We start from the raw sequence: 22,412 nt of genomic DNA, 5'->3' as shown, positions 1-22,412 counted from the left end.
GCGCAAGATTCAGGTTCTTGTGGGGGCAACCCCGTGGAGGTTCAAGTCCTCTTGACCGCACCAAACCGATCATAGAAAAGCCCGTCCTTCAACGCGAAGGACGGGCTTTTTGGTTACTCATTTCTTGCTTATTCAATCGACTCCAGTACGCTCAAGAAATGCTGCCGGTTGATGACCACGGAGTTCTGGATGACATTCTCCGGATCATGGCGGAAGACGACCAACTCCACAACGCTGAAGAAGTCTTGGTTCAATTTCTTGATCCCTTGCCACGAATTCTGGCCTTGCGCAATCTCCTGCTCCATCTCCAAGTACCCCATCGTCAGGAACAAGTCGGTCACTTGGTTGAAGTTTTTACTTTCCATGATGTTCTCCATCCTTCCAGCGGATAAAGAAAGGGACGTACAAGTGACGTCCCTTCTGTTCTTACGCGTTCATCGAACGATTGGCTTGCGCTTTGGCTGCCACGGCACGGAATCGGAAGTAGCACCACAGACGCCATACGAACGTGGAGACGACCAACACCATGATGTAGTACGAGAGCATGATCTCGATGTCCGGAACGTACGCTTTCGGAAGATATTGTTGGAAGAAGATCGGATGGTGGTTGAAGATGTAGGTCCGCACTTCGTACCGCAGAATCGGGAAGGCGAACAAGATGATGTAGAAGATGATGTTCGACTTAAACTGAATTTTGCCGTCCTTGTTCACCGCGTAGTTTGAGAACAGGATGTAGGGAATCGCCAGCAGCACACCGTACAGGAAGCACAGGAGGATGTCTTCTTGCACACCGCGCTTGTACCAAACCTCAATGATCCAAGGCAGCGGAGCAACCAACAAGATATCGCTTAACAGGATGCGCAGTCCGTTGCCTTTGACCGGACGGCGGGTTTCCAAGAATTGTTTGAGCGTCATGTAGATGATGATGGCCCAAACACCATAGCCAATCAAATCCCACTGTTCTTTTGTCAACATATGACCAATCTCCATTCGTCAGTAAGTATCGTTTACGAATTCATTGTAACCAGCCTTTCACAGATCTTCATCTGTCGTCCTTCATGTTTTTCAACTCAGCGTGTGGGTGTAAAAAGTCATGGTTCAAAAAGACCACATCGGCGGAAGATGTGGTCAAAGTCCTCACTCTTTTACTTAACGGCCTGAACGCGCAGCGAAGACGCCCAGTTGTTCGGATAGGCAAGACCTGCCAACTCCTCCGGGATCGGCAGCTTTTGCAATTCGTCTTCGGAAAGCCCTCGTGCCTTGCCTTCCTCGATCGTTTGCAAAAACACCTCCAAATAGCGCAGGTTTTTCGCCAAATCCTCCCGAGTCCCTACTGAACCGTGCCCCGGCACCAACACGTCCATCGCAAACTCTTCCTGCACGCGGGTCAAGATCCGATGCCACTCCCGCGCATCTTCCCAGACCGCCAGATGACCGCTCGTAAACAACAAGTCTGCGAAAAAAACGATCTTCTCCTCGGGCAGGTAGAGGAACGTGTCACTCGGGGAGTGACCGCCGCCAAAACAGAACAACTCCGCCCGACGCTTCGTGCCGTGAATCACAAGTTGTTCGGAAAACGTCACCGTCGGCAACGTCAACTCCAACGTGTCGATCGTCTCGCAGATCTCCCCGATCTGCGACAGTTGCATTTCCAAGGCGCGACGCTCTTCTTCCGTCTGTGCAGCCTCCACTTTGGCGGGCAAACTCGCATGGTACCCGTGAATGCCATCCCGTTGTTGAGCCACGCGGGCACGGTCTTGTCCGATCAACTCGCGGGTCAACTCCGTCGAGAGAATCACCGCGTCGCGAAACACTTGGTTTCCGCGCACATGGTCGCCGTGTCGGTGGCTGTTGACCAGAATCGAGACCGGCTTGCCCGTCAATTGCTCCGCCGCCGCCCGCAAGTCTTGCGCTGCTTGCGGGGTCTGGAACGAATCAAACACTAGCGTGCGATCTCCCAAATCCACGAAGCCGGCGTTGCTGAACGCTCCGAATCCGGTGTTTTCAATCGCCGCGTAGACACCGTCTGCGAGGCGCTCCAGAGTAAAGTGTTTCGATGCGGTCAAAAGGTCTGCCGTCGCCATGGGGAAGCCCTCCTTGTCGTAAAAAAACAAATTTTCCAATTACCATTATATTGTAGCGTGATTGTCACGAATTGCACATCGTTTTTTAAGGCTTTTCTAAGAACGTTCCTACATACTGAATCTGTAGGCAACGACCATACTCTCTTGAAAGGAGTTCCGTTCAAGAGCCTACACATACCTACACAACACACACAAGAACAACAGGCACACGAGACGTTGCCTGTTGTTCTTGTTACAATAGAAGGAGTAAAAAATCAAGGAATCCAAAAAAGGAGGCCTCCGCATGCGCATCTTGCTCGTGGAAGACGACCGTCCGCTGTTGGACGCCATCCGGCAGATGTTCGAAGAGGAATCATACGCCGTCGACACGGCTGAAAACGGAGATGACGGCGAGATGCTCGCCACCCAGGGCATCTACGACCTGATCGTGCTCGACATCATGTTGCCCGGCACGACGGGGCTGGAGATCGTCCAACACCTGCGCAAACGCGGCCTCGCCACGCCGATTTTGCTGCTCACCGCGCGCGATTCGGTGGAAGACCGCGTGCGCGGACTGGACGCGGGGGCGGACGACTACCTCGTCAAACCGTTTGCCGTCGCCGAATTGCTCGCCCGCGCCCGTGCATTGCTTCGCCGCAACAGCTCAGTCAACCCGGACGGCGACATCACGTACGGGCCGCTTTCGATTCGCTCGAAATCCCGCGACGGCTATGTGGACAACCAGCCGCTGAAACTGACCGCCAAGGAATACAAACTGCTGGAATTCCTGCTGATCAACGCCGAGCAGATACTCACCCGCGAGCAGATCTTCGACCGGGTCTGGGGATTTGAAGTCGATACCAATACGTCCGTCGTCGACGTCTATCTCCACTACCTTCGAAAAAAACTCGCCGTCCACGGTTGCGACCACTACATCCAAACCGTGCGCGGCGTCGGCTGCATGCTGAGAGGGAACGCTTGAGATGTTCCAGAAGATTCGCGTCCAATTGGCAACTCTCAACGCCGTGGTGTTTCTCGTCATGCTGATTACGTGCGGCATCGGGCTGTACGTCTACATCGAGCATCGCTTGCTCGACCGCGTGGACGACGGCCTGCGCGAAATCGCCGCCATCCCGATGCAACCGCTGTTGCACCCCGGAGGCCGGCCCCTCGACCGTCCGGCGGTGACGATCATCTATGACAAGCAGGGCGACGTGCTGAACCAAACCGATGTGCAGTTTGGGGAATCGGATCTCGAAACTCTGCGCGACTTGCAGATCTCCGACGTGCCGCAGACGCTGCACCTCGACAACCATTACTACCGCGTGCTGACCGCGCCGGTCACCCAGTATCAGTTCCCGCAGAACACGCCGTTTTTTTCCGGACTTCCACAAACGGGGATGGCGGGGCAGCCGGTGCAAAAGGTGCAGAACACCGTGCAAGTCGTGCGCAACATCGACGCGGAGCAGGACGTGCTGGAGACGCTGCTGGTCGTCACCGTCCTTGTCATCGTGGTGGGCGGCGGGCTGATCGTCGGGGCGGGGTTCTTCCTCGCCGGACGGGCTCTCGTCCCGATTCGTCAGGCATGGGAGCGGCAGCAGCAATTCGTCGCCGATGCCTCTCACGAACTGCGCACGCCGCTCGCCGTCGTGCAGTCGCACTCCGAACTGATGCTTCGCCATCCCGACGAGACGATTCAAGAGCAGAGCCGCAACGTCGCCGTCGTGCTCAAAGAGACGAAGCGCATGACCAAACTGGTCAGCGACTTGCTGACACTCGCCCGCACCGATTCCAACCAAGCACTGCTCGAACTTCGTCCGTTTCGTCTGGACGAGGTGGTGCGCGACGTCGCGGAAGACTACACGTTGATGGCGGAACTGCAAGAGATTGAGTTGCAAACGAACATCGAAGACGAGCTGGAGATGATCGGCGACGCCAACCGCATTCGGCAATTGCTGTTGATCTTGCTCGACAACGCTTTGAAATACACCCCCGAGGGCGGGCGCATCCGCCTCACCTGCCGCAACGCGGGCGGCGGCATGATCGAGTTAATAGTAGCGGATACCGGAATCGGCATCGCGCCGGACGATGTGGCGCGGATCTTCGACCGATTCTACCGGGGAGACAAAGCCCGCACGCGGGCCGAGGGCGGTTCCGGACTGGGGCTGTCGATCGCCGAATGGATCGCCGAAGCGCATCACGGCAAAATTCGTGCCGAGAGCACGCTTCACCAAGGCACGACGTTGACCGTCCTCTTGCCCAAAGACAAAAAGGAGTGAGCCTGCGTACAGGCACACTCCTTTTTTCTTCTATAAACAAAAGGGACGTCTCCCTCCACGACATCCGCTTACTCCACTTTCGCGCCGAATGATTTCGCCAACTGAATCGCATGCTCCAAGTCGATGCGCGTGCCGCGCAAGTCCAACGTACGCAAGTCCACCGCCTCCAAGACAGCGCCGCGCAGGTCTGCTTTGGCGAGTTTGGCGTTGGTGAGGACGGCGCGGGAGAGGTCGGCGCCGCGCAGGTCGGTTTTTTCCAAATTGGCGCCGTAGAGGTCGCTTTCGGTGAAGCGAACGTGTTTCAAGGTTTGTCCGCGCAAGTCTTGCAGGCGCAAGTTGGCAAACGACCAATCGCCGCCCTCAATCGAGAAGCCGCTGAAGTTCGTTTTGACAAAACTGGAACCGGTCATCTTGCACGACCGAAATGTAGCCACCAAGAAATTCGCATGATCAAACTTGCAGTTCAAAAAAGCGCTGTTGGCATGCTCCGACGCATTGAACTGCGCTCCGCTGAAATCACACTCTGTAAACACGCATCCGCGTGTCACCAATTCCCGCAAATCCGCATCTCGAAACGAGCAGGCGACAAACTGGCAGTCTTGCCATTCTTCGTTTGCAAACCCCTCGTGATTGAAATTTTCCCCCTCAAATACCTGCTCTTTCCACATCTGTGTCACGTCCTCTCGTTTATACCTACTTTAGTTTACCTGAGCAGGAGGACAGATTCTACTTACAGTTGAAAGAATTCGTATTTACGTGTTACGATGATTTGGCACTTGGCTTATTACTACTCAGAAATCAACAGCAACAAGAAGAATAACAGGAACTGAAACGGAGGGACTCCTCTTGACGGAGACACCGGGACAATCGGAACAGCCGGAATTGATCCAACAAGCGGCGACGATCTTGCTGGTTCGGCAACAGACGACGCCGGAGCGGCTGGAAGTATACATGACGAAACGACCTCAGACGATGCGTTTTTTGGCAAGCCATTATGTGTATCCGGGCGGCCAGATGGACGAAGAAGATCAGGACCCGCGCTTTGCGGCTCTTGCGGCGCCGCTGACCCCGGAACTGAATCCGGAAGGGCTGCCGCTTTCGTACTGGGTGTGCGCGCTGCGGGAAGCGTTTGAGGAAGTCGGCATCCTCTTGGCGCGTGACGCGTCCGGGCAATTGATTCAGTCGAGGAACTATCGCGACGTGCGGCAGAAGATGCTCGCGGGCGAGATTTCTTTTTATGATGTGGTGGAGCAGGCGGGTCTGACGCTTGCCACCGACTCCATGCGCTACTTCGGTCACCGACTGACTCCTCGCAAAGTTTCCAAAAAACGTTTCGACACACGGTACTTTTTGACGATTTTGCCGGAAGGTCAGACGCCGGAGCCTCATGCGGGCGAAGTTGAGGAAGACGGCTGGTATGACGTAACCTCCGCGTTGGCAGGCGCTTCGCAGGGCGAGATGGACATGGTGCCGCCCACTCTCGATTCGTTGCGGGCGATCGGGCGTTTTCAGCGGGCGCAGGACCTGTGGAACTCTACCGTCGGAGTGGGGACGCCGACACCGGAAGAGTTGGCGTAATTGCCGGGGGGAAGTACAAATAGGGTGAAGAGGGGGAGCTCTTGATGGACGTGATCCAGCGTACGTACCACATGCCGCTGGTGACATTGTCGATTCTCATCGCCATCATTGCTTCCTATACGGCGTTCGACTTGGCGAGCCGGGTGACCGCTTCGCGGGGAGTGGCGCGGCGCATCTGGTTGGGGGCCGGCGCGATCACGATGGGCACCGGTGTTTGGTCGATGCACTTCGTGGCGATGCACTACACGGGCATGAAAGCGATGCGGATGCCTGCGGAGATCACCTACCAACCGCCTTTGTTCTTGTTGTCGGTCGCGATCGCCGCGGGGGCGTCGTGGGCGGCGCTGTTTTTGCTGTTCCGCCTGCGAAGTGAGACGTTGGACGGACGGTTTTGGGCCCGCAAAATCGGCAGCGCCGTGATCATGGGATTTGCGATATCCGGCATGCACTACACCGGCATGGCGGCCGCCAAGTTTCAGTTGATGGACATGGCGGGAATGGATGAATCGGGTTCGATGAATTCGTGGGGGATGGCGTATGCCATCGGGCTTGGCACGTTGGTCATCTTGGGGTTTGTTATCGTCAGCGCCGTGGTCGACCGTCGGTTGTCGGTGCAATCGACGAAGTTGGAACTCAGCGAGTTGCGGTATAAGTCGCTGTTCGAGCACAATCCGAACGCGATCTTCACCATCGACTTGCAGGGCTACTTCGTGGAAGTGAATCCCGCCGCGGAAAAACTTCTCGGGTTTCGCGCCCGCAGGTTGGTGCCCGCGTTACAGTTTATCCCTTTAGCCGAAGAGACCGGCTTGATCGTGCCGATCGGCGAACAGGTGATGCGTATGGCGAGCCGGCAGTGCAAAACGTGGCAAGAGCAAGGTCACCGCTTGCGCATCGGCATGGACGATTTCGGCACGGGGTATTCGTCGCTGAGCTACTTGCAGAAGTTCCCGCTGGATCGGTTGAAAATCGACCAGTCCTTCGTGCGCGACACGCTGATGTTGACGCACGAGTCGGCGATTGTGCCCACGATCATCTCGATGGCGCACAACCTCCACTTGCAAGTGACCGCCGAGGGAGTCGAGACGGTCGAACAGCTCGACTACCTTCGCGAGAAACTGTGCGACGAGGCCCAAGGCTTCCTGTTCAGCCGCCCGGTCCCGGCGGAGGAGTTCCAACAACTCCTGAACAGCTTTCAACATCAACCGTAAATAAGGGAAAAAAGACCTGTCCAGAATTGGCTTTGCACGCGGCGACAGGCTTCTTTTTTCAAAAAAAGACCTGTCCCGAATTGGCTTTGCATCCGGCGACAGGTCTTTTTTCTTAACTTACTGTGCGTGGTACGTCCCATCTTTCTCCACAGCGCGCCCGTCCTCGACCAGCTTCACGAGGATGCCTTGGATGGTTCTCTCCGCCACCCACATCACGCTCGGGTGGACGCTTCCTTTGTACACCGCATCCACCAGTTCCGCCTCGGTGCGCGGCTGTTGCCGCAACAGCTGGTAGACCTGCTCTTCGCGCTCCAAGCGGCGGCCGATGAAGAAGTCGATTTTCTCCTCGACGTCGGCGATCATCCCGCCGTGCCCCGGCGCCATCCACGCGGCGTCGAACGTTTTCAACCGGCGCAAGGTGTCCAAGTACACGCGCAAATCCCCGTCCGGCGGGCCGATCCACGTCGTGCCCGCGCCGACGACGTTGTCCGCCGTGAACAGCACGCGGTCTTCCGGCAGCCAGAAGTTCAAGCAGCCGTGCGTGTGTCCCGGCGCGTGCAGCACGTGCAACTTCAAGCTCCCCACCTCGACGATATCGCCTTCTTCCAGCGTCCCGTCGACTTTGACCGGCGCGATTTCCCGCTCCACATGCTCCACTTCCAGCGGATGCGCGTACACCGGGCAATCAAAATGCTTCGAAAAAAACTTCGCGCCCGGCGTATGGTCATGGTGGTAGTGCGTCATCAAGATCGCCTCCACTTTCGGGGCTCCGATCTCTTGCACATACTCCGCCACTTTGCGATGGGCGTCTTCATGTTCATATCCGGCATCAATCAAAACGGCACGGTCTCCGTCGACCACCAGATAAACGTTGGTCGTCGTCGCCGGGAACAGCGTCGGCGTGGTGACCGGCAGTTGATGGACATGCGGGGTGACTTTCAAAGTACGAACCTCCTCTGCTAAAAGCTGCCTCGTTTTTAGTATAACGGTGTTTACAAGAGTGGAAAAATATCTTATAATTCTGACATGGGGAAATAATGAGAGCTGCGTTGTTTGGGGAAACAGCGCAGGTGCTAGTCCAATGAACACAAACGGCAGGAGGCCCTCGCGAGAGTGGCCTCTTTCGTCTTGTATCAGATATGATAAGATGAGACCGGAAAGGAGATGGTAAGAGTGAAAATCTATACCAAATCGGGAGACAAGGGCGAAACCTCGCTGATCTACGGCCACCGTGTTCCCAAGGACGCCGTGCGCGTGGAAACGTACGGGACGATCGACGAAGCGAACTCGATGATCGGGCTTGGGATGTCGTATCTGCGCGAGGTGACGTTTCGCACGGACGATTTGCAGCAGCAGTTGCTGACCATCCAGCGCGACCTGTTCGACCTCGGACGCGACCTCGCGACGCCGGTTGAGAAGATCCAAGAGAACGGTTACCACGTCCAAAGCAAGCACGTTGAGCAACTGGAGAGCTTCATCGACGGGTTTGACGCGGAAGTGCCGCCGCTGACCCGCTTCATCCTGCCGGGCGGGCACAAAGCAGCCGCCGCGCTGCAGACGGCGCGCACGATCGCCCGCCGTGCGGAGCGCGTGGCGGTGACGCTTGGCAAGAACGAGACGGTCAACCCGGAGGTGCAACGCTATCTGAACCGCCTCTCCGACTACCTGTTCGTCGTGGCACGCGCCATCAACCATCGGGCGGGGACGAACGAACCGGAAGTGAATTTCACCTTCTAGGAGGACTTGTACACGAGATGGACACCACTTGGCTGCAAGACATCGAAGCGTTCCTGATCGACCTCGACGGCACGCTCTACCGGGGCAAGGAAGTGATCGACGACGCCCCGGAGTTTGTGAAATGGCTGCAAACATCGGGCCGGCGATACTTATACGTCACCAACAACTCTTCGCGCACGCCGGAGCAGGTGGCGGAACACTTGCGGCACTTGGGCATCCCGGCGCGTCCCGAGGATGTTTTTACGTCGAGCCAAGTCGCGGCAGAATACATCAAAACGGACGGTCGTTCCGGCAAGCGCGTCTTTCCGGTCGGTGAAGAGGGCCTCTGCACTTCGCTGACGGAGGCGGGCTGCGAAATCGTGGAGGACGGTCCGGCAGACTATGTGGTGCAGGGCATCGACCGCGGATTCTCCTATGAGAAGCTGAAAAAAGCCTCGCTGCTCATCCAGAGCGGCGCAACGTTCATTTCGACGAACGTGGACAAAGCCCTGCCGACCGAAGAGGGCCTCCTGCCAGGCTCCGGGTCGCTGGCGGCCGCCATTCGCACCGCATCCGGCGAAGAGCCGCTCGTGATGGGCAAACCGGCGGCGAGGATGATCGACTTTGCGGTGGAGCGCCTCGGCGTGAGCAAGGAGCGCTCTGTCGTCGTCGGCGACAACTTGGAAACCGACATCCTCGCGGGCGTGAACGCCGGCGTGCGCACCGTCTTGGTGCTGACGGGCTTCTCCAAGGAAGAGCACGTCGCCACAGCACAGGGACGTCCCACCGTCGTCCTGCGCTCGTTGACCGACCTTCGCCGTCATGTGGAAGGCACAGACAAGTAAGTAGAGAAAAAGACCCGTTGCGCCTCCTGTGAGTGCGGTAACGGGTCTTTTGTCTGTTGCATCGATTTGGAGTGTGCCGCAGGGCTGGTTACACTTTTTTGCACAGGTCATTTTTTACTCATCCGTCCGGAGTTTTCCATAGATGACGAGATCGCGGAACTCCCCGAAGGTGTACGCCGCGCCGCGCAGAACGCCTTCGCGCTTCAGTCCGACCTTCTCGACGACGCGGTGCGACCCGATGTTCGGGACTTCGATCTTGGCCTGCACGCGGTAGAGATCCATCTGCTCGAATCCGTACTGGATCAAAGCGCCGAGCGCTTCCGTCATAACCCCTTGGCTCCAAGAGTCTTTGCGCAAGATGTAGACCAGTTCGGCACAGCGGTCGCGGTGGTCCCAAAATTGCAGCCCGCAGGTGCCGATGATGCGTCCGGTGGCTTTTTCTTCAATCCCGAAGCGGATGCCGCGCTTGTCTTCAAACATGCTGTCGTAGTTCTGAATCGTGGTGGGGACTTTCTCGCGGGGAAACGGGTCGTTTCCGTAGTATTCCATCACTTCCGGGTCGGAGAGAAACGCGAACACATCGTCCGCATCCTCTTGCGTCACCCGGCGCAAGACCAAGCGCTCCGTCTCCACGCGGGGAAATACAGCTTCCATCTTCTTCAACACCCCTTTTTCAAAAAAACATTCTAGGTCTTCTGACCCAACTTCTGCAAAAACGTTACGGTCGATCAAGGGCTCGTCTCCGTCAACCGAGTCCTCTCCCGTTTCTCGCCCCCCTTGGCGATTGTAGGCGATTCTAGGCGTTTGAGCACGTCTCTATCGCTGTGCTGGTACATATTTCATAGACTTTCAGGCTCTTGACCCTGTCCAAATCTAGTGGGTATAATCACTTTCGTCAGTCAACGAACACTACATATGGTGTTTCGGAACGCACGTAGAAAGCGAGGACCCCAAACCGATGAAATGCCCGTATTGTTCCCATGCGAGCTCGCGTGTGATCGAATCGCGAGCGACCGATGAAGCGGTGCGCCGCCGCCGGGAGTGTGAAAACTCCGACTGTCAACGACGGTTCACGACCTATGAGAAAGTCGAGATGGCACCGCTGATGGTGATCAAGAAGGACAAGAAACGCGAGGAATTCTCGCGGGAGAAATTGTTGCGGGGGGTCTTGCGCGCGTGCGAGAAACGCCCCATCGCCGTCGATGAGATCGAATCGTTGACCGATCACGTGGAGAAGGCGTTGCGCAGAGAATATGACAAGGAAGTCCCTGTGGAAGCCGTGGGCGAACAGGTGATGGACCGGCTGCGCGACCTCGACGGCGTGGCGTATGTACGTTTTGCAAGCGTGTACCGTCAGTTTAAGGACGTGGAGACGTTTGCGAAGGAAGTTCTTGGATTGCTTACACACAAGGGGGACCAGTGATGACTCAACAACTGCAGACCAGCATCTTGCCTTTTACCGAAGAAGATTACCTCGCGCCGACCGGTGAACGGATCGTTTCGGACCGTTACTTGCTGAAAGACACCCAGAAAGTCACCCTCGGCGTCGGCTCTCTCGTCGTCGCCGTCATCGATAAAAAACGCGCTTTCCACGAGTTGGCCCGCGTGGTTGCCTTGGATGACGCGAAACAGCAAGTGCAAGTGGAACTGCGTGACGGATATCGCTTGGAACTCCCCTTGGATCAAATCGATGTGTTGAAAGAATCGTCGCCGCGCGAGATGTGGGCCCGGATTGCCCGCGGCGCGGCGGGTGTGACGAACGACCCGCAGCTGTGGGAACAGCGTTTCTATCACTTGCAGGCAGGCTGGAAGTACGTGCCGGGCGGCCGCATCAACGCTTCGATGGGCACCGGCATCCAGACGACGTCGTACAACTGCTTCGTCATCCCGAACGTCGGCCCGTCGCCGCGCGACTACGCGTTCTCGTTCGGACAAACGTTGGAAATTCAAGCGCGTTCCGGCGGCGTCGGCATGAACCTCTCGCAAGTTCCGCCGCAAGGGAGCCTGACACCGGTGAAGGAGTTGAAGCGCTCCGACGTGCAGTTGGTGTTGGACGTGTGGCACGGCGACGTGGTCGATTTCTTGAACGAAGACTACAAGCACACGACCAAAGTCATCCGCGTTTCCCGTCAATTCCTGCGCGCCGTGGAAGAAGACAGCGAGTGGACGTTCCTCTTCCCGGACACCTCCGTCGAATCGTATGACGAGATCTGGGACGGGAGCTTGACCGATTGGCTGGAACAGGGTCTTCCGGTGCACAAAGGCGAGACGGTGAAAGCGGCCGACCTGTACGAGAAGATCGTTGTAAGCGGCGCGCTGGTGGTGCAGGACGTGATCGGATTGAGCCTGACGCCGGGCGATTCGCGCGGCACGATCGCCGAGACGCTCGCCGATATGTGGGAAGCCCTGCTCAAAGGCAAGCGCGTCTCCGTGGTGCTGTCCTCTCTGCGTCCGCGCTACAGCTACGTGCGCGGCGTCAACGGCCGCAGTTCCGGCGCCTATTCCTGGGGCAATCTGTACGACAAAGGCAATGCCGTTTTTGCCAACGGGTTTGGGCCGGTCGGCGTCGGCGAGATCATGAGCGTGGGTTGCCAACTCACCTTGCAAGGCGGTTCCCGACGCGGGGCGCTGATGTTGATCTTGAACGACAAGCATGCGGACATCCGCAAGTTCATCACCTGCAAACAAGTCGACGGCGTGATCACCGGCGCGAACCTGTCTGTCGGCGTGTCCGAGGAATTCATGGCGGCGCGCGCGGCGGGTGCGAAGTGGAGCATCGGGTATCCGGCTCTGGAGTCTATGAACAACTTCGACGGCGACTTCCACAAATGGGAGCGCGAAGGCCGCGAACTCGTCGTGGCGGAAGAGTTTGACGCGGAAGTGCTGTGGGACGAGATGATGCTGTCGGCGTGGAAATCGGCAGAGCCGGGCGTTGTCTTCCTCGGCCGCTACAACCACATGTCGAACTCGAACTACTTCAACCCGATCATCGCGACGAACCCGTGCGGCGAGCAAGGTCTGCCGGCGTACGGCATCTGCAACCTCGGCGCGGTCGTGTTGAGCCGTTTTGCCGTCGGCTTTGTCGGCACGGAAGAGAAGGCGGAGTTCGCAAACGCCGATTTGAAAAAACAAATCCGCGCCGAGTTGGGCAAGCATTTTGCAGAGTCCAGCGCGGACTTCCTCTTGCATCATATTAAATGGGAAGAACTCGAAACCGCCGTCCGCACCGGCCTGCGTTTCCAAGACGCGGTCATCGACGCGACGTACTACCCGTTTGAAGAGAACCGCAAAAACCAACTCACCGAGCGCCGTGTCGGGCTTGGGATCATGGGTCTGCATGACCTGATGCTGTTCTGCGGCATCCGCTACGGGTCGGAAGCGGCGACGTCGCTGATCGACGTGCTGCTCGGCATGATCGCGGAGTGGTGCTACTTGGAATCGGTGGAACTGGCGAAAGAAAACGGCCCGTTCCCGATGTTTGACGCCGAACAGTACCTGCAATCGGGCTACATGCAGATCATGGCGCAAGAAAAACCGCACGTCGTCGCGGCGATTCGCGAACACGGCGTGCGCAACGTCACGACGATGACGATCGCGCCGACGGGCACGACCGGCACGATGGTCGGCTGCTCGACGGGTTGCGAGCCGTACTACGCGTGGAGCTACTACCGCAATTCGCGCCTCGGATTGTTTGAAGAGAACGCGAAGATCGTGGACGACTTCTACCAAGCGCATCCGGGCGTGACGGAGCTGCCGGAATACTTCGTGACGGCGATGGACTTGACCCCGGAAGAGCACGTGATGGTGCAAGCGTCGCTGCAGAAGTGGATCGACTCGTCGATCTCGAAGACCTGCAACGCGCCGAACTCGTACACCGTGGAAGACACGAAGCGCCTCTATGACCTCGCGTATGAGCTCGGTTGCAAGGGTGTGACGATCTACCGCGACGGTTCGCGCTCCGAGCAAGTGCTGTCGCTGAAGGAAGAGGACAAGCAGGAAGACGCGGTCGCGCAAGAAGCGGCGACGGCGGAAGCTCTCCCGGTTGTCGACAACAAACCGGCCTACAAGAAGCAGCGCCCGGACGTTCTCTACGGCGCGACGTACAAAAAAGACACCCCGCTGGGTTCGGCGTACATCACGATCAACGACGACCCGCAGGACGGGTTGGCGCGTGAAGTGTTTGTGAACATCGGCAAAGCGGGTTCGGACGTGTACGCGTCGAACGTGGCGCTTGGCCGTGCGATTTCGCTGTACCTGTCCGACTCGCAAAACCCGGATAAGGAAGCGGTGCTGGTGAAAAACCTCTCCGGCATCGGCGGCTCCGGCTCCGTCGGGTTCGGCGACCGCCGCATCACGTCCGTTCCGGATGCGATCGCCAAGTCGTTGATCGAACACAGCGAAACGTTCCCGCTGCGTCATCTTGACTTCCTGAAAGACAAGGAAGCGGCGTGCGCCGACGACCACGCGCACCACGAACACAAATCCCTGCGCGACTACAACACCGGCAAAGACTTCTGCCCCAACTGCCACCAGCACAGCCTGGTCAGACAGGGCGGGTGCAACGAGTGTGAAGCGTGCGGGTTCAGCAAGTGTTAGATCGAGTAAGAAATACATTCATTCATGCAGCGGGGCCGTCATCTGACGGCCCCGTTTTTTGACGGAATTTATCATTTGACACACAGTAACTTATATTATAAATACAAACCACAGAAAGGAGGTGTTAAAAATGAAGAAAATGACAATCAAGAAAACCGAGATTGTAAAACTCACCACCTCCGCAGGTTCCCTGTACGGACCGGGAACGGCTTGCGGTCCGGGCGGCACCCCGTGGTAAGGAGTGGACAACGGACAGAAGGGAGGAATCGAACATGAAAAAACTGATGATTAAGAAAACTGAGATCGTAAAACTTACGAGCGTCGCAAGTTCCTTGTACCAAGGTCAGATCTGCGATCCGAGCACGTGGCCGCTGCTGTAAGTCATTCAACTTGAAAGGAGGGGTCCCCGTGAAAAAAGCGCACATCAAAAAAGTGGAAGCCGCAAGACTCTTCGCAACTTCCTTGTACGTACCGGACGACTGCTGGCCGTTCATGAACTAAGCAGAGGGTGTACCTCAGCGACCTGGGTTTATAATTGTATACACCAATCTCAATTTTTCGATAATTAACTATTGACTTCTGATTACTAGTGTTATAACATTAAAAGTGTAGAAGGAGTCAACAACTTCCAACTACATAATAAATCGAAAGGGAGGAATTAACATGAAAAAAATGATGGTTAAGAAAACCGAGGCTGTTAAACTGACCACGGCTGCTAACCTGTACCAAGACTGGTGGAACTGCCTCCCGGCATAAGTATTTTTGTGAAAAAAGCGAGGTCGTTGCAGGCTTCGCTTTTTTCATGCTTTCCAGCTACTTTGTGGAGCATGAGTCTCCTCCTACATAATACATGCCGAAAGGGAGGAATTGAGGTGAACCGCAAATGGACGACCAACTAGAGCAACGAATCATCCACCTGCACCCGCTGACCTTCCTCCCCGATGCGGCGGGAGTGTCGATCGGGCGGTTTGGAACGGATACTTTCGCCGTGTTTCCAGAGGACGGCGCGGAGTTGATCAAGCAGTTGCAAGCGGGTCTCACCGTGGGTGAAGCGGCCCGCTGGTACGAAGAGACCTATCAAGAAGAACTCGACATGGAGGATTTCTTGGAGATCTTGCGCGATCTCACATTCATCATGGCGATCACCGAAGGCGCCGCACCACTCGCGAATGATCTCGCAACTCCCCGTACGGACAACTCGACGCTTCGAGGTCAAGCGTTTGGGAAATGGGCGTTCTCTCCCGTGGCTTGGGTGCTCTACGCGGCGCTGATCGGCGCGGGCATTGCGTTTCTATGGAAGTTCCCGGAGTTACGACCTGCGCGAAAGCATATCTTTTTCACCGACTATTCGACGTTGGTGGTCGTCGGGGTATTTCTCGGGCAGATGCCCGGCATTTTGTTCCATGAAAGCATGCACTGGCTTGCCGGCCGGCGGTTAGGGCTGCCGACCAAACTGAGTGTCGGACGTCGGATGTACATGCTGGTATTCCAAACGTCGATGCCGGGCATCGCCGGACTGCCGCGCAAACTGCGGTATCTGCCGTTTTTGGCGGGGATGTTTGGAGATGTGATGTTTTTTTCGGCGCTGGTCCTGCTCGCAGGAGTCGCGCTGATCTACACAGGGGAAACCAATTTCTTTGTCAAGTTTTGCTTGGCGCTCTCGTTCACCACGATGTTGCGGTTTGTCTGGCAGTTTTACTTCCATCTGCAAACGGACATCTACTACGTCATCGTCACGATGCTCGGCTGTGTCAATTTGCAGCAGACCACCCGTCAGATCATCGCCAACTTCTGGTACCGCCTGATTCGCGCCGAGCACAAACAACACGACCCGTCGCAATGGGCGGAGCAGGACGTCAAAGCGGCGCGGTTTTACGGCCCGGTGTTTGTCTTCGGGTATACGGTGTTTCTGGTCATGTTGATTTTTATCATGCTGCCGATCGGGTTTAACTTCATGGTCACCGTCGTTATGAATTTGGTGCACGGCTCCATCGATAAGATGTTGGATTCGTTGGTGTTCATGGTCATCAACGGTGTCCAATACGGAACGGTGATCTGGCTGTTCGTGCGGGAGCGTTTCGTGCGGCACCGCCGTCAAAAGTCAATTGTCCAAGGGGGATAATGAGTATGACACAGACGCAAAAACATCGCTGGATCGTAGGACAAACACGTGCCGACCGCGAGGCGTTGCATCCGGCAGCGGACGCGGGGCAAGGGATTTTCGTCATTGATGCGCATCGGAACCTGCGCGGGCCGTATACGGCGGCCGGCGAACTGCTGCGTCAATTGATTCCGACGGTGCAAAAGCACTGGCCGGAGCTGGTGGAACGTCACGTCGTCGAAGTGTTGAGCTTTGCGCCGGAGTTGCGCGATGTCGTACAGGCGTCCCGCGAAACGCTGACGTCCCTCGCCATTCCCGAAGAGCGGACTCGTTTCTACGCACGCGTGCGCACGCAGCGCTTGACCCACGGCGTGATCGAGCTGTTGCAAAAAATCGCGGTCCCGGAGCGCATGGGCCGTTTGCAATTCGTTTTTGAAAACGCAGGGGACTGCGAACACACCGACAACGAGTTTTTCGCGACGATTTTGCGCCGCATCCATCCCGCGCAGATTGAAGTCACGCTCAGCTCGAAGCCCGAGATGGAGTGGCCGATGGTCCGCGAGGCGCTGGACAAATACGCCGAGCGTATCGAAGCTCCGGTGATCCAGCGCACGGCACCGAGCGGTGCAGACCCGCTCGAACTCGCCAAACGCTTCGTCCAATCGGACGGCACGTCCGATGTTGCTGAAGAAATCGCCGCGTACGAATCCATCGCGGACGAGCAGCGCCAAGCCCTGCACGATCAACGGGCGGAAGAGTTGGAGGCGCTGGACCAGTTCAGCTTGACACTGGGTGCGATTCCTTGGCACCGCGAGCGGGGGAGTTCCAGAGAAGCGATGCTGCAGGGGCTGAAAGTTCCGATGGACTATTGCCTCAACATGGGGTTCTATGAAGCGTGCTTGGATCTCGGCATTCGCGGCCGCAAATTCGTGGATTGGTCGAAGGAAAACTTGGAGTATATGTGGGCGTTCATGACCAAATCGACCAACTCGCTGGCGGCGCTGGGCCGCACCGAGGAAGCGGAAGAGCTCTACAACTGGGCACGCGAAAACACCGACAACCCCGGCGCGCTCATGCAAGCCGCCTACGCCACGTCGATGCTTCATACCCGCCACCACCAGGTGCGCAACCACGATACCGCCCGCTACTGGATTAACCAAGCGCTGGAACTCGCCGCGAACATTTCCGAAGAGAAGATGCGCAACTTCCGCACCGTCTTCTACAACAACGGCCTCGCGCTCATCGAAATGCACGTCGGCAACCATGAAGAAGCGTTGCGCCTCGTCATGGAAGGGTATGACCGGCTCGTGGAGACGCACGGCTTGGAGCAGCACAAGTTGCACCGTTCCGTGCTCATGAACAACAAATCGCACATCTTGAGTGCGCTCAAACGCTACGAAGAAGCGCTGGAGGAATTAAACCAAGTCATCGAGATCGACCCGAACTACCCGGAATATCACTTCGACCGCGGCAACGTGTACAGCAAGATCGGCCGTCTTGAGGAAGCGATCGCCAATTACACGCGCGGCATCGAAATTTCGCCGCCGTTCCCGGAACTGCACTACAACCGCGCCTCCGCCTACAACCGCTTGGGCGAAACGGAAAAAGCGATGGCCGACTATTCCTATCTCTTGGAGATCGAGCCGACCCACATCGACGGGCGTTTGAACCGCGCCACTCTTTATTTGGAAGCGGGGGACACGGAAGCGGCCCGACTGGACGTCCTGGAAGGGCTTGCCCTAGAACCGCAACACGCGCAACTTCTCTGCACGCTGGGTCTGATCGAGATGGCGGAAGAGCAAATGGAAGCGGCAGAAAAAGCCCTTCGCGCCGCCCTCGCCGCAGACGAAACCCTGCTGGAAGCCTACGTCAACCTCTCCGTGCTCCTCTTTGAAAAAGAGGACGTACACGGCTCCGTGGAGATTCTGACCACCGCCATCGGGCACCACCCGCAAGCAGACGTGCTTTATTTCAACCGCGCGTGGGCGATGCAATCGCTGGAACGATTTGAAGAGGCGGTGGAGGATTACACCCAAGCACTGCAAGCAGGCTCCGGAGATGCGCAGGAGATTTTCTACCAACGCGGCGCTTGCCTGATGGAGCTGGGCCGTGAGGAAGAGGCGTTTGCCGACTGGAAGCTCCATCTCGCGGACGGCGAGTCCCCGTACCTCGACACGATCCAGCAACTCGCTCCCGCTTTGACCCATCTGTAAACAGGTGATAAGGAGATATGCCACGAGCATATCTCCTTTTTATTTTTTGAATACTTCGTTACCTCATCTCATATACCTAATTGTGTAGAGGGTAACTTACATACCAACTACAAAATCACAATTGAAGCGGAGGAATCTAGCATGAAAAAAGTAATCGTCAAGAAAACCGAAGCGGTAAAACTCACCACGACGGCTTCCCTGTACGGCGAGCCGTGCGGCCCGGTTTGGGCATAAGAACCCTCTTCGGAGAAAAAAAGCGGGGCACAGCGCGGCCCCGCTTTTTCATGATCTCTCGAGGAATTGAGGTGTACACATGGAGGAGCAACAAGACCGACGAAAAATTCACCTGCACCCGTTGACCTTCCTCCCCGACGCGGAAGGGGTGTCGATCGGGCGGTTTGGAACGGATACATTTGCCGTGTTTCCTGAGGACGGCGCGGAGTTGGTCAAGCAATTCCAAGCGGGTCTCACCGTGGGCGAAGCGGCCCGCTGGTACCAAGAGACGTATCACGAAGAAATCGACATCGAAGATTTCTTGGAGACCTTGCGCGACCTCACGTTCGTCATGGAGGAACCTGAAGGCTTAGCAGCACATCCGCATGATCCCGCTGCGTCCCGCTCGGACAGCCCTCCGCTGCGACGCCAAGCGCTTGGGAAATGGGCGTTCACTCCCGTGGCTTGGGTGCTCTATGCGGTGTTGATCGGGGCGGGCGTTGCGTTTCTATGGAAGTACCCGGAGTTACGACCTACGCGACAGCACGTCTTTTTCACCGATTATTCAACGGTGATCATCATCGGGCTGTTTCTCGGGCAGATGCTCGGCATCCTGGTTCATGAAAGCATGCACTTGCTCGCCGGCTGGCGGTTGGGGCTGCCGTCCAAACTGAGCGTCGGGCGGCGGATGTACATGCTGGTGTTCCAAACGTCGATGCCGGGAATTGCCGGTTTGCCGCGCAAGGTGCGGTATCTGCCGTTTTTGTCGGGGATGTTTGGCGACGTGTTGTTTTTTTCGGCGCTGGTCCTGATCGCAGGGGGTGTGCAACTTCTCACAGGCGAACTGAACGTCTTCGCAAGGTTTTGCTTGGCGCTCTGTTTCACCACGATTTTGCGGTTCCTCTGGCAATTCTACTTCCATCTGCAAACCGATATCTACTACGTCATCGTCACGCTGCTCGGCTGCGTCAACTTGCAAGAGACGGCAAGGCAGCGGATTGCGAACGTCTGGTACCGCTTGATTCGCGCCGATCACAAACGGTATGACCCGTCGCGTTGGGCGGAGAAGGACGCCAAAGCGGCGCGGTGGTACGGGCCGTTCTACAGCGCGGGGTACGCGTTTTTCCTGTTCGTGCTCGTCTTCATCATGCTGCCGATCGCGTACAGGTTTTTGTCCTCGGTCTTTCTCAATCTGCTGCACGGCTCCACCGATCAGATGCTGGATTCCGTGCTGTTCATCGTCTTCAACGGCCTCCAATACGGGGTTGTGGTGTGGCTGTACATCCGGCAGCGCTTGGCGCGACGCCGTCAACAACAATCAATTGTCCAAGAGGGATGAGGGGAAATGAGTATGACACAGACGCCGAAACATCGCTGGATCACAGGACAAACTCGTGCCGACCGTGAAGTTTTGCTTCCGGCAGCGGACGCGGGGAAGGGGATTTTTGTCATCGACGCGCATCGGAACCTGCGCGGGCCGTATACGGCGGCCGGGGAATTGATGCGCCAACTGATTCCGACCGTGTTGCAACACTGGCCGGATCTCGTGGACCGTCACGTCATCGAAATTTTAAGCTTTGCGCCGGAGTTGCGCGAAATTGTGCCGACCTCCCGGGAGACGCTGACGTCGATCGCCATTCCCCATGAGCGGACGCGGTTTTACTCGCGTGCCCGCACGCTGCGCTTGACCCACGGCGTGATCGAGTTGTTCAAAAAACTCACCGTCCCGGAGCGCATGGGTCCCTTGAAACTCGTCTTTGAAAACGCGGGGGACTGCGAACAGACCGACGGCGAGTTCTTCGCGACGATGTTGCGCCGTGTCCAGCCTGCGCAGATGGAAGTCATACTCGGCACGAAGCAAGAGGTGGAGCAACCGTTGGTTCGCGACGCGTTGGAGAGATACGCCGAGCGTTTCGAGGCTCCGGCGACTCTCTCGACTCACCCAGCGGCGACCGCGGAACCAGACCCGCTTGAACTCGCCAAACGCTTCGTCCAATCCGACGGCACGTCCGATCTTGCGGACGAGATCGCGGCGTACGAGTCTCTCGCGGCGGAACAACGCCAAGCTCTGCACGATCAACGAGCGGATGAGTTGGAGGCGCGGGGTGAGGTTACGCTGACACTCGGTGCCATCCCGTGGCATCGTGAACGGGGGAGCTCCACGCAAGCGGCGATTCAGGCGTTGCGCACTTCCTTGGACTACTGCCTCAACATGGGGTTCTACGAAGCGTGTCTGGACTTCGGCTTGCGAGGCCGCAAACTTGTGGATTGGTCGCACGAGAACTTGGAGATGATGTGGGCGTTCACGACCAAGGCGACGAACTCGCTCTCCGCTCTGGGCCGTGCTGATGAAGCGGAAGCCCTCTACAACGAAGCCCGCGCCAACACCGACAGCTTTGTGATTCATATGCAAGCCGCCTATGCAACGTCGATGCTTTACACCCGCCACCGCAAAGACCGCGATCACGCGACCGCCCGGTACTGGATTGATCAAGCGTTGGAACTCGTCCAGAAAGTTTCCGACGAAAAAGACCGCACCTTCCGGACCGTTTTCTACAACAACGGCCTCGCCCTCGTCGAAATGCACCTCGGAAACATCGAAGAAGCGCTGCGCCTCGTATCGGAAGGGCAAGCGCGGCTCGACGCGCTCCTCGGTGAAAACGAACAGATGTTGCACCGCTCCGTGCTCATGAACAACAAATCGCAAATCCTCGTCCTCCTGAAACGCTACGACGAAGCGCTCGCCGAATTAAACCGCGTGATTGCCATCGACCCGAACTACCCGGAGTATTACTTTGACCGGGGCAACCTGTTCAGCAAGATGGACCGGCTCCCAGAAGCCGTCGCCGATTACACGCACGCCATCGAAATTTCGCCGCCGTTCCCGGAGCTCTACTACAACCGCGCCGGTGCCTACAACCGTCTCGGCGAAACGGAAAAAGCGTTCGCCGACTACTCCTATCTCTTGGAGATCGAGCCGACTCACGTAGACGGACGTCTGAACCGCGCCGCACTCTATCTGGAAGCGGGAGAACCGGAAGCCGCCCGTCTGGACGTGGCCGAAGGGCTTGCCCAAGACCCGCAGCACGCGCAACTTCTCTGCACGCTGGGCCTGATCGAGATGGCGCAAGAGCAGATGGAAGCGGCAGAAACGGCTCTTCGTGCCGCCCTCGCCGCAGATGCAACCCTGCTGGAAGCCTACGCCAACCTCTCCGTGCTCCTCTTTGAAAAAGGGGACGTACACGGCTCCGTGGAGCTGCTCACCACCGCCATCGGGCACCACCCGCAAGCAGACGTGCTCTACTTTAACCGCGCGTGGGCGTTGCAATCGCTGGAACGATTTGAAGAGGCGGTGGAGGATTACACACAAGCTCTGCAAGCGGGTTCTGCGGATGAGCAGGAGATTTACTTCCAACGAGGCGCTTGCCTGCTGGAACTCGGCCTGGAGGCGGAAGCGTTCGCTGACTGGAAGCGCCATCTCGAAGGCGGCGAATCTCCGTACCTCGATACGATTCAGCAAACAGCTCCCGCATTGACCGATCTGTAAGAAATCCAAAAGAGGTGAACCCGCTCCGGCGGGTTCACCTCTTTTTTCCGTCT

The 22,412-nt window shown here is 57.2% G+C and carries 18 protein-coding genes; 12 read left to right on the top strand and 6 right to left on the bottom strand.

What is annotated here, in order from left to right; translation table 11 throughout:
* Positions 1 to 128: 128 nt before the first annotated feature.
* The 3 genes from EL26_RS20820 to EL26_RS20810 all read right to left on the bottom strand — a co-directional run bounded on the left by EL26_RS20820 (position 129) and on the right by EL26_RS20810 (position 2,084).
* Positions 129 to 365 carry a hypothetical protein gene (locus EL26_RS20820; protein WP_038093797.1) on the bottom strand — a complete coding sequence of 79 codons (237 nt, stop codon included), beginning with the start codon at positions 363 to 365 and terminating at the stop codon, positions 129 to 131.
* A gap of 61 nt (positions 366 to 426) precedes the next feature.
* Positions 427 to 975, bottom strand: a complete 549-nt coding sequence (locus EL26_RS20815) for a CcdC protein domain-containing protein (RefSeq protein ID WP_038093795.1) — start codon at positions 973 to 975, stop codon at positions 427 to 429.
* A gap of 170 nt (positions 976 to 1,145) precedes the next feature.
* On the bottom strand, positions 1,146 to 2,084 hold the full coding sequence (locus EL26_RS20810; RefSeq protein WP_052036646.1) for an MBL fold metallo-hydrolase: 939 nt from the start codon (positions 2,082 to 2,084) through the stop codon (positions 1,146 to 1,148).
* A 283-nt stretch (positions 2,085 to 2,367) separates the two neighbouring features.
* Here EL26_RS20810 and EL26_RS20805 point away from each other — a divergent pair, with 283 nt between their 5' ends.
* Both EL26_RS20805 and EL26_RS20800 read left to right on the top strand, forming a co-directional pair.
* Positions 2,368 to 3,045, top strand: coding sequence for a response regulator transcription factor (locus EL26_RS20805; protein ID WP_038093792.1), 678 nt, complete (start codon positions 2,368 to 2,370; stop codon positions 3,043 to 3,045).
* A gap of 1 nt (position 3,046) precedes the next feature.
* The gene (locus tag EL26_RS20800; protein ID WP_038093789.1) at positions 3,047 to 4,342 is read left to right on the top strand and encodes a sensor histidine kinase; all 1,296 of its coding nucleotides are present in this window, start codon (positions 3,047 to 3,049) and stop codon (positions 4,340 to 4,342) included.
* A 68-nt stretch (positions 4,343 to 4,410) separates the two neighbouring features.
* Here EL26_RS20800 and EL26_RS20795 read toward each other — a convergent pair whose 3' ends face one another.
* Positions 4,411 to 5,010 (bottom strand): pentapeptide repeat-containing protein, encoded by a 600-nt coding sequence (locus EL26_RS20795; protein WP_038093786.1) that lies wholly within the window; start codon positions 5,008 to 5,010, stop codon positions 4,411 to 4,413.
* A 178-nt stretch (positions 5,011 to 5,188) separates the two neighbouring features.
* Here EL26_RS20795 and EL26_RS20790 point away from each other — a divergent pair, with 178 nt between their 5' ends.
* Together EL26_RS20790 and EL26_RS20785 are read left to right on the top strand one after the other, a co-directional pair.
* A complete protein-coding gene (locus EL26_RS20790) occupies positions 5,189 to 5,920 on the top strand; it encodes an NUDIX hydrolase (RefSeq protein WP_038093784.1) in 732 nt (243 codons plus the stop codon).
* 44 nt (positions 5,921 to 5,964) lie between these two features.
* On the top strand, positions 5,965 to 7,128 hold the full coding sequence (locus EL26_RS20785; protein WP_038093781.1) for a sensor domain-containing diguanylate cyclase: 1,164 nt from the start codon (positions 5,965 to 5,967) through the stop codon (positions 7,126 to 7,128).
* A gap of 117 nt (positions 7,129 to 7,245) precedes the next feature.
* Here the strand turns inward: EL26_RS20785 and EL26_RS20780 are convergent, their stop codons facing one another.
* Positions 7,246 to 8,070 carry an MBL fold metallo-hydrolase gene (locus tag EL26_RS20780; RefSeq protein ID WP_038093778.1) on the bottom strand — a complete coding sequence of 275 codons (825 nt, stop codon included), beginning with the start codon at positions 8,068 to 8,070 and terminating at the stop codon, positions 7,246 to 7,248.
* Between the two features lie 231 nt (positions 8,071 to 8,301).
* Here EL26_RS20780 and EL26_RS20775 point away from each other — a divergent pair, with 231 nt between their 5' ends.
* Together EL26_RS20775 and EL26_RS20770 are read left to right on the top strand one after the other, a co-directional pair.
* Positions 8,302 to 8,865 (top strand): cob(I)yrinic acid a,c-diamide adenosyltransferase, encoded by a 564-nt coding sequence (locus tag EL26_RS20775; protein WP_038093775.1) that lies wholly within the window; start codon positions 8,302 to 8,304, stop codon positions 8,863 to 8,865.
* A 17-nt stretch (positions 8,866 to 8,882) separates the two neighbouring features.
* A complete protein-coding gene (locus tag EL26_RS20770) occupies positions 8,883 to 9,689 on the top strand; it encodes a TIGR01457 family HAD-type hydrolase (protein ID WP_238546160.1) in 807 nt (268 codons plus the stop codon).
* 114 nt (positions 9,690 to 9,803) lie between these two features.
* Here the strand turns inward: EL26_RS20770 and EL26_RS20765 are convergent, their stop codons facing one another.
* Positions 9,804 to 10,343: a GNAT family N-acetyltransferase gene (locus EL26_RS20765; RefSeq protein WP_038093772.1), complete on the bottom strand. Its 540-nt coding sequence runs from the start codon at positions 10,341 to 10,343 to the stop codon at positions 9,804 to 9,806.
* Between the two features lie 304 nt (positions 10,344 to 10,647).
* On the opposite strand from EL26_RS20765, the gene nrdR reads away from it, so the two are divergent.
* From nrdR to EL26_RS20735, 6 genes are all read left to right on the top strand, one after another.
* On the top strand, positions 10,648 to 11,112 hold the full coding sequence (gene nrdR, locus EL26_RS20760) for a transcriptional regulator NrdR (RefSeq protein WP_038093768.1): 465 nt from the start codon (positions 10,648 to 10,650) through the stop codon (positions 11,110 to 11,112).
* Positions 11,112 to 14,285 (top strand): adenosylcobalamin-dependent ribonucleoside-diphosphate reductase, encoded by a 3,174-nt coding sequence (locus tag EL26_RS20755; protein ID WP_038093765.1) that lies wholly within the window; start codon positions 11,112 to 11,114, stop codon positions 14,283 to 14,285. The genes nrdR and EL26_RS20755 overlap by 1 nt, the downstream gene beginning before the upstream one ends.
* 883 nt (positions 14,286 to 15,168) lie before the next feature.
* The gene (locus tag EL26_RS20750) at positions 15,169 to 16,407 is read left to right on the top strand and encodes a hypothetical protein (protein WP_038093763.1); all 1,239 of its coding nucleotides are present in this window, start codon (positions 15,169 to 15,171) and stop codon (positions 16,405 to 16,407) included.
* Between the two features lie 5 nt (positions 16,408 to 16,412).
* Complete coding sequence (locus tag EL26_RS20745; protein WP_038093761.1) at positions 16,413 to 18,599, top strand: tetratricopeptide repeat protein; 2,187 nt, start codon at positions 16,413 to 16,415, stop codon at positions 18,597 to 18,599.
* Positions 18,600 to 18,912: 313 nt separating this feature from the next.
* Positions 18,913 to 20,151, top strand: coding sequence for a hypothetical protein (locus tag EL26_RS20740; protein WP_038093759.1), 1,239 nt, complete (start codon positions 18,913 to 18,915; stop codon positions 20,149 to 20,151).
* 6 nt (positions 20,152 to 20,157) lie between these two features.
* Complete coding sequence (locus tag EL26_RS20735) at positions 20,158 to 22,359, top strand: tetratricopeptide repeat protein (RefSeq protein WP_081857373.1); 2,202 nt, start codon at positions 20,158 to 20,160, stop codon at positions 22,357 to 22,359.
* The last annotated feature ends 53 nt before the right edge of the window (positions 22,360 to 22,412 follow it).

The organism is Tumebacillus flagellatus, assembly GCF_000714935.1.
In the GTDB taxonomy this organism is placed as follows: Bacteria; Bacillota; Bacilli; order Tumebacillales; family Tumebacillaceae; genus Tumebacillus; species Tumebacillus flagellatus.
This window is presented reverse-complemented; position numbering and strand designations above follow the sequence as displayed.

Excerpts from the sequence above, each read along its gene's own strand:
- EL26_RS20740 (WP_038093759.1), top strand. The coding sequence starts at position 18,913 with ATGGAGGAGCAACAAGACCGACGAAAAATTCACCTGCACCCGTTGACC.
- EL26_RS20805 (WP_038093792.1), top strand. The coding sequence starts at position 2,368 with ATGCGCATCTTGCTCGTGGAAGACGACCGTCCGCTGTTGGACGCCATC.
- EL26_RS20815 (WP_038093795.1), bottom strand. The coding sequence starts at position 975 with ATGTTGACAAAAGAACAGTGGGATTTGATTGGCTATGGTGTTTGGGCC.
- EL26_RS20755 (WP_038093765.1), top strand. The coding sequence starts at position 11,112 with ATGACTCAACAACTGCAGACCAGCATCTTGCCTTTTACCGAAGAAGAT.
- EL26_RS20745 (WP_038093761.1), top strand. The coding sequence starts at position 16,413 with ATGACACAGACGCAAAAACATCGCTGGATCGTAGGACAAACACGTGCC.
- EL26_RS20800 (WP_038093789.1), top strand. The coding sequence starts at position 3,047 with ATGTTCCAGAAGATTCGCGTCCAATTGGCAACTCTCAACGCCGTGGTG.
- EL26_RS20785 (WP_038093781.1), top strand. The coding sequence starts at position 5,965 with ATGGACGTGATCCAGCGTACGTACCACATGCCGCTGGTGACATTGTCG.
- EL26_RS20810 (WP_052036646.1), bottom strand. The coding sequence starts at position 2,084 with ATGGCGACGGCAGACCTTTTGACCGCATCGAAACACTTTACTCTGGAG.
- nrdR (WP_038093768.1), top strand. The coding sequence starts at position 10,648 with ATGAAATGCCCGTATTGTTCCCATGCGAGCTCGCGTGTGATCGAATCG.
- EL26_RS20820 (WP_038093797.1), bottom strand. The coding sequence starts at position 365 with ATGGAAAGTAAAAACTTCAACCAAGTGACCGACTTGTTCCTGACGATG.
- EL26_RS20770 (WP_238546160.1), top strand. The coding sequence starts at position 8,883 with ATGGACACCACTTGGCTGCAAGACATCGAAGCGTTCCTGATCGACCTC.
- EL26_RS20795 (WP_038093786.1), bottom strand. The coding sequence starts at position 5,010 with ATGTGGAAAGAGCAGGTATTTGAGGGGGAAAATTTCAATCACGAGGGG.
- EL26_RS20750 (WP_038093763.1), top strand. The coding sequence starts at position 15,169 with ATGGACGACCAACTAGAGCAACGAATCATCCACCTGCACCCGCTGACC.
- EL26_RS20735 (WP_081857373.1), top strand. The coding sequence starts at position 20,158 with ATGAGTATGACACAGACGCCGAAACATCGCTGGATCACAGGACAAACT.
- EL26_RS20765 (WP_038093772.1), bottom strand. The coding sequence starts at position 10,343 with ATGGAAGCTGTATTTCCCCGCGTGGAGACGGAGCGCTTGGTCTTGCGC.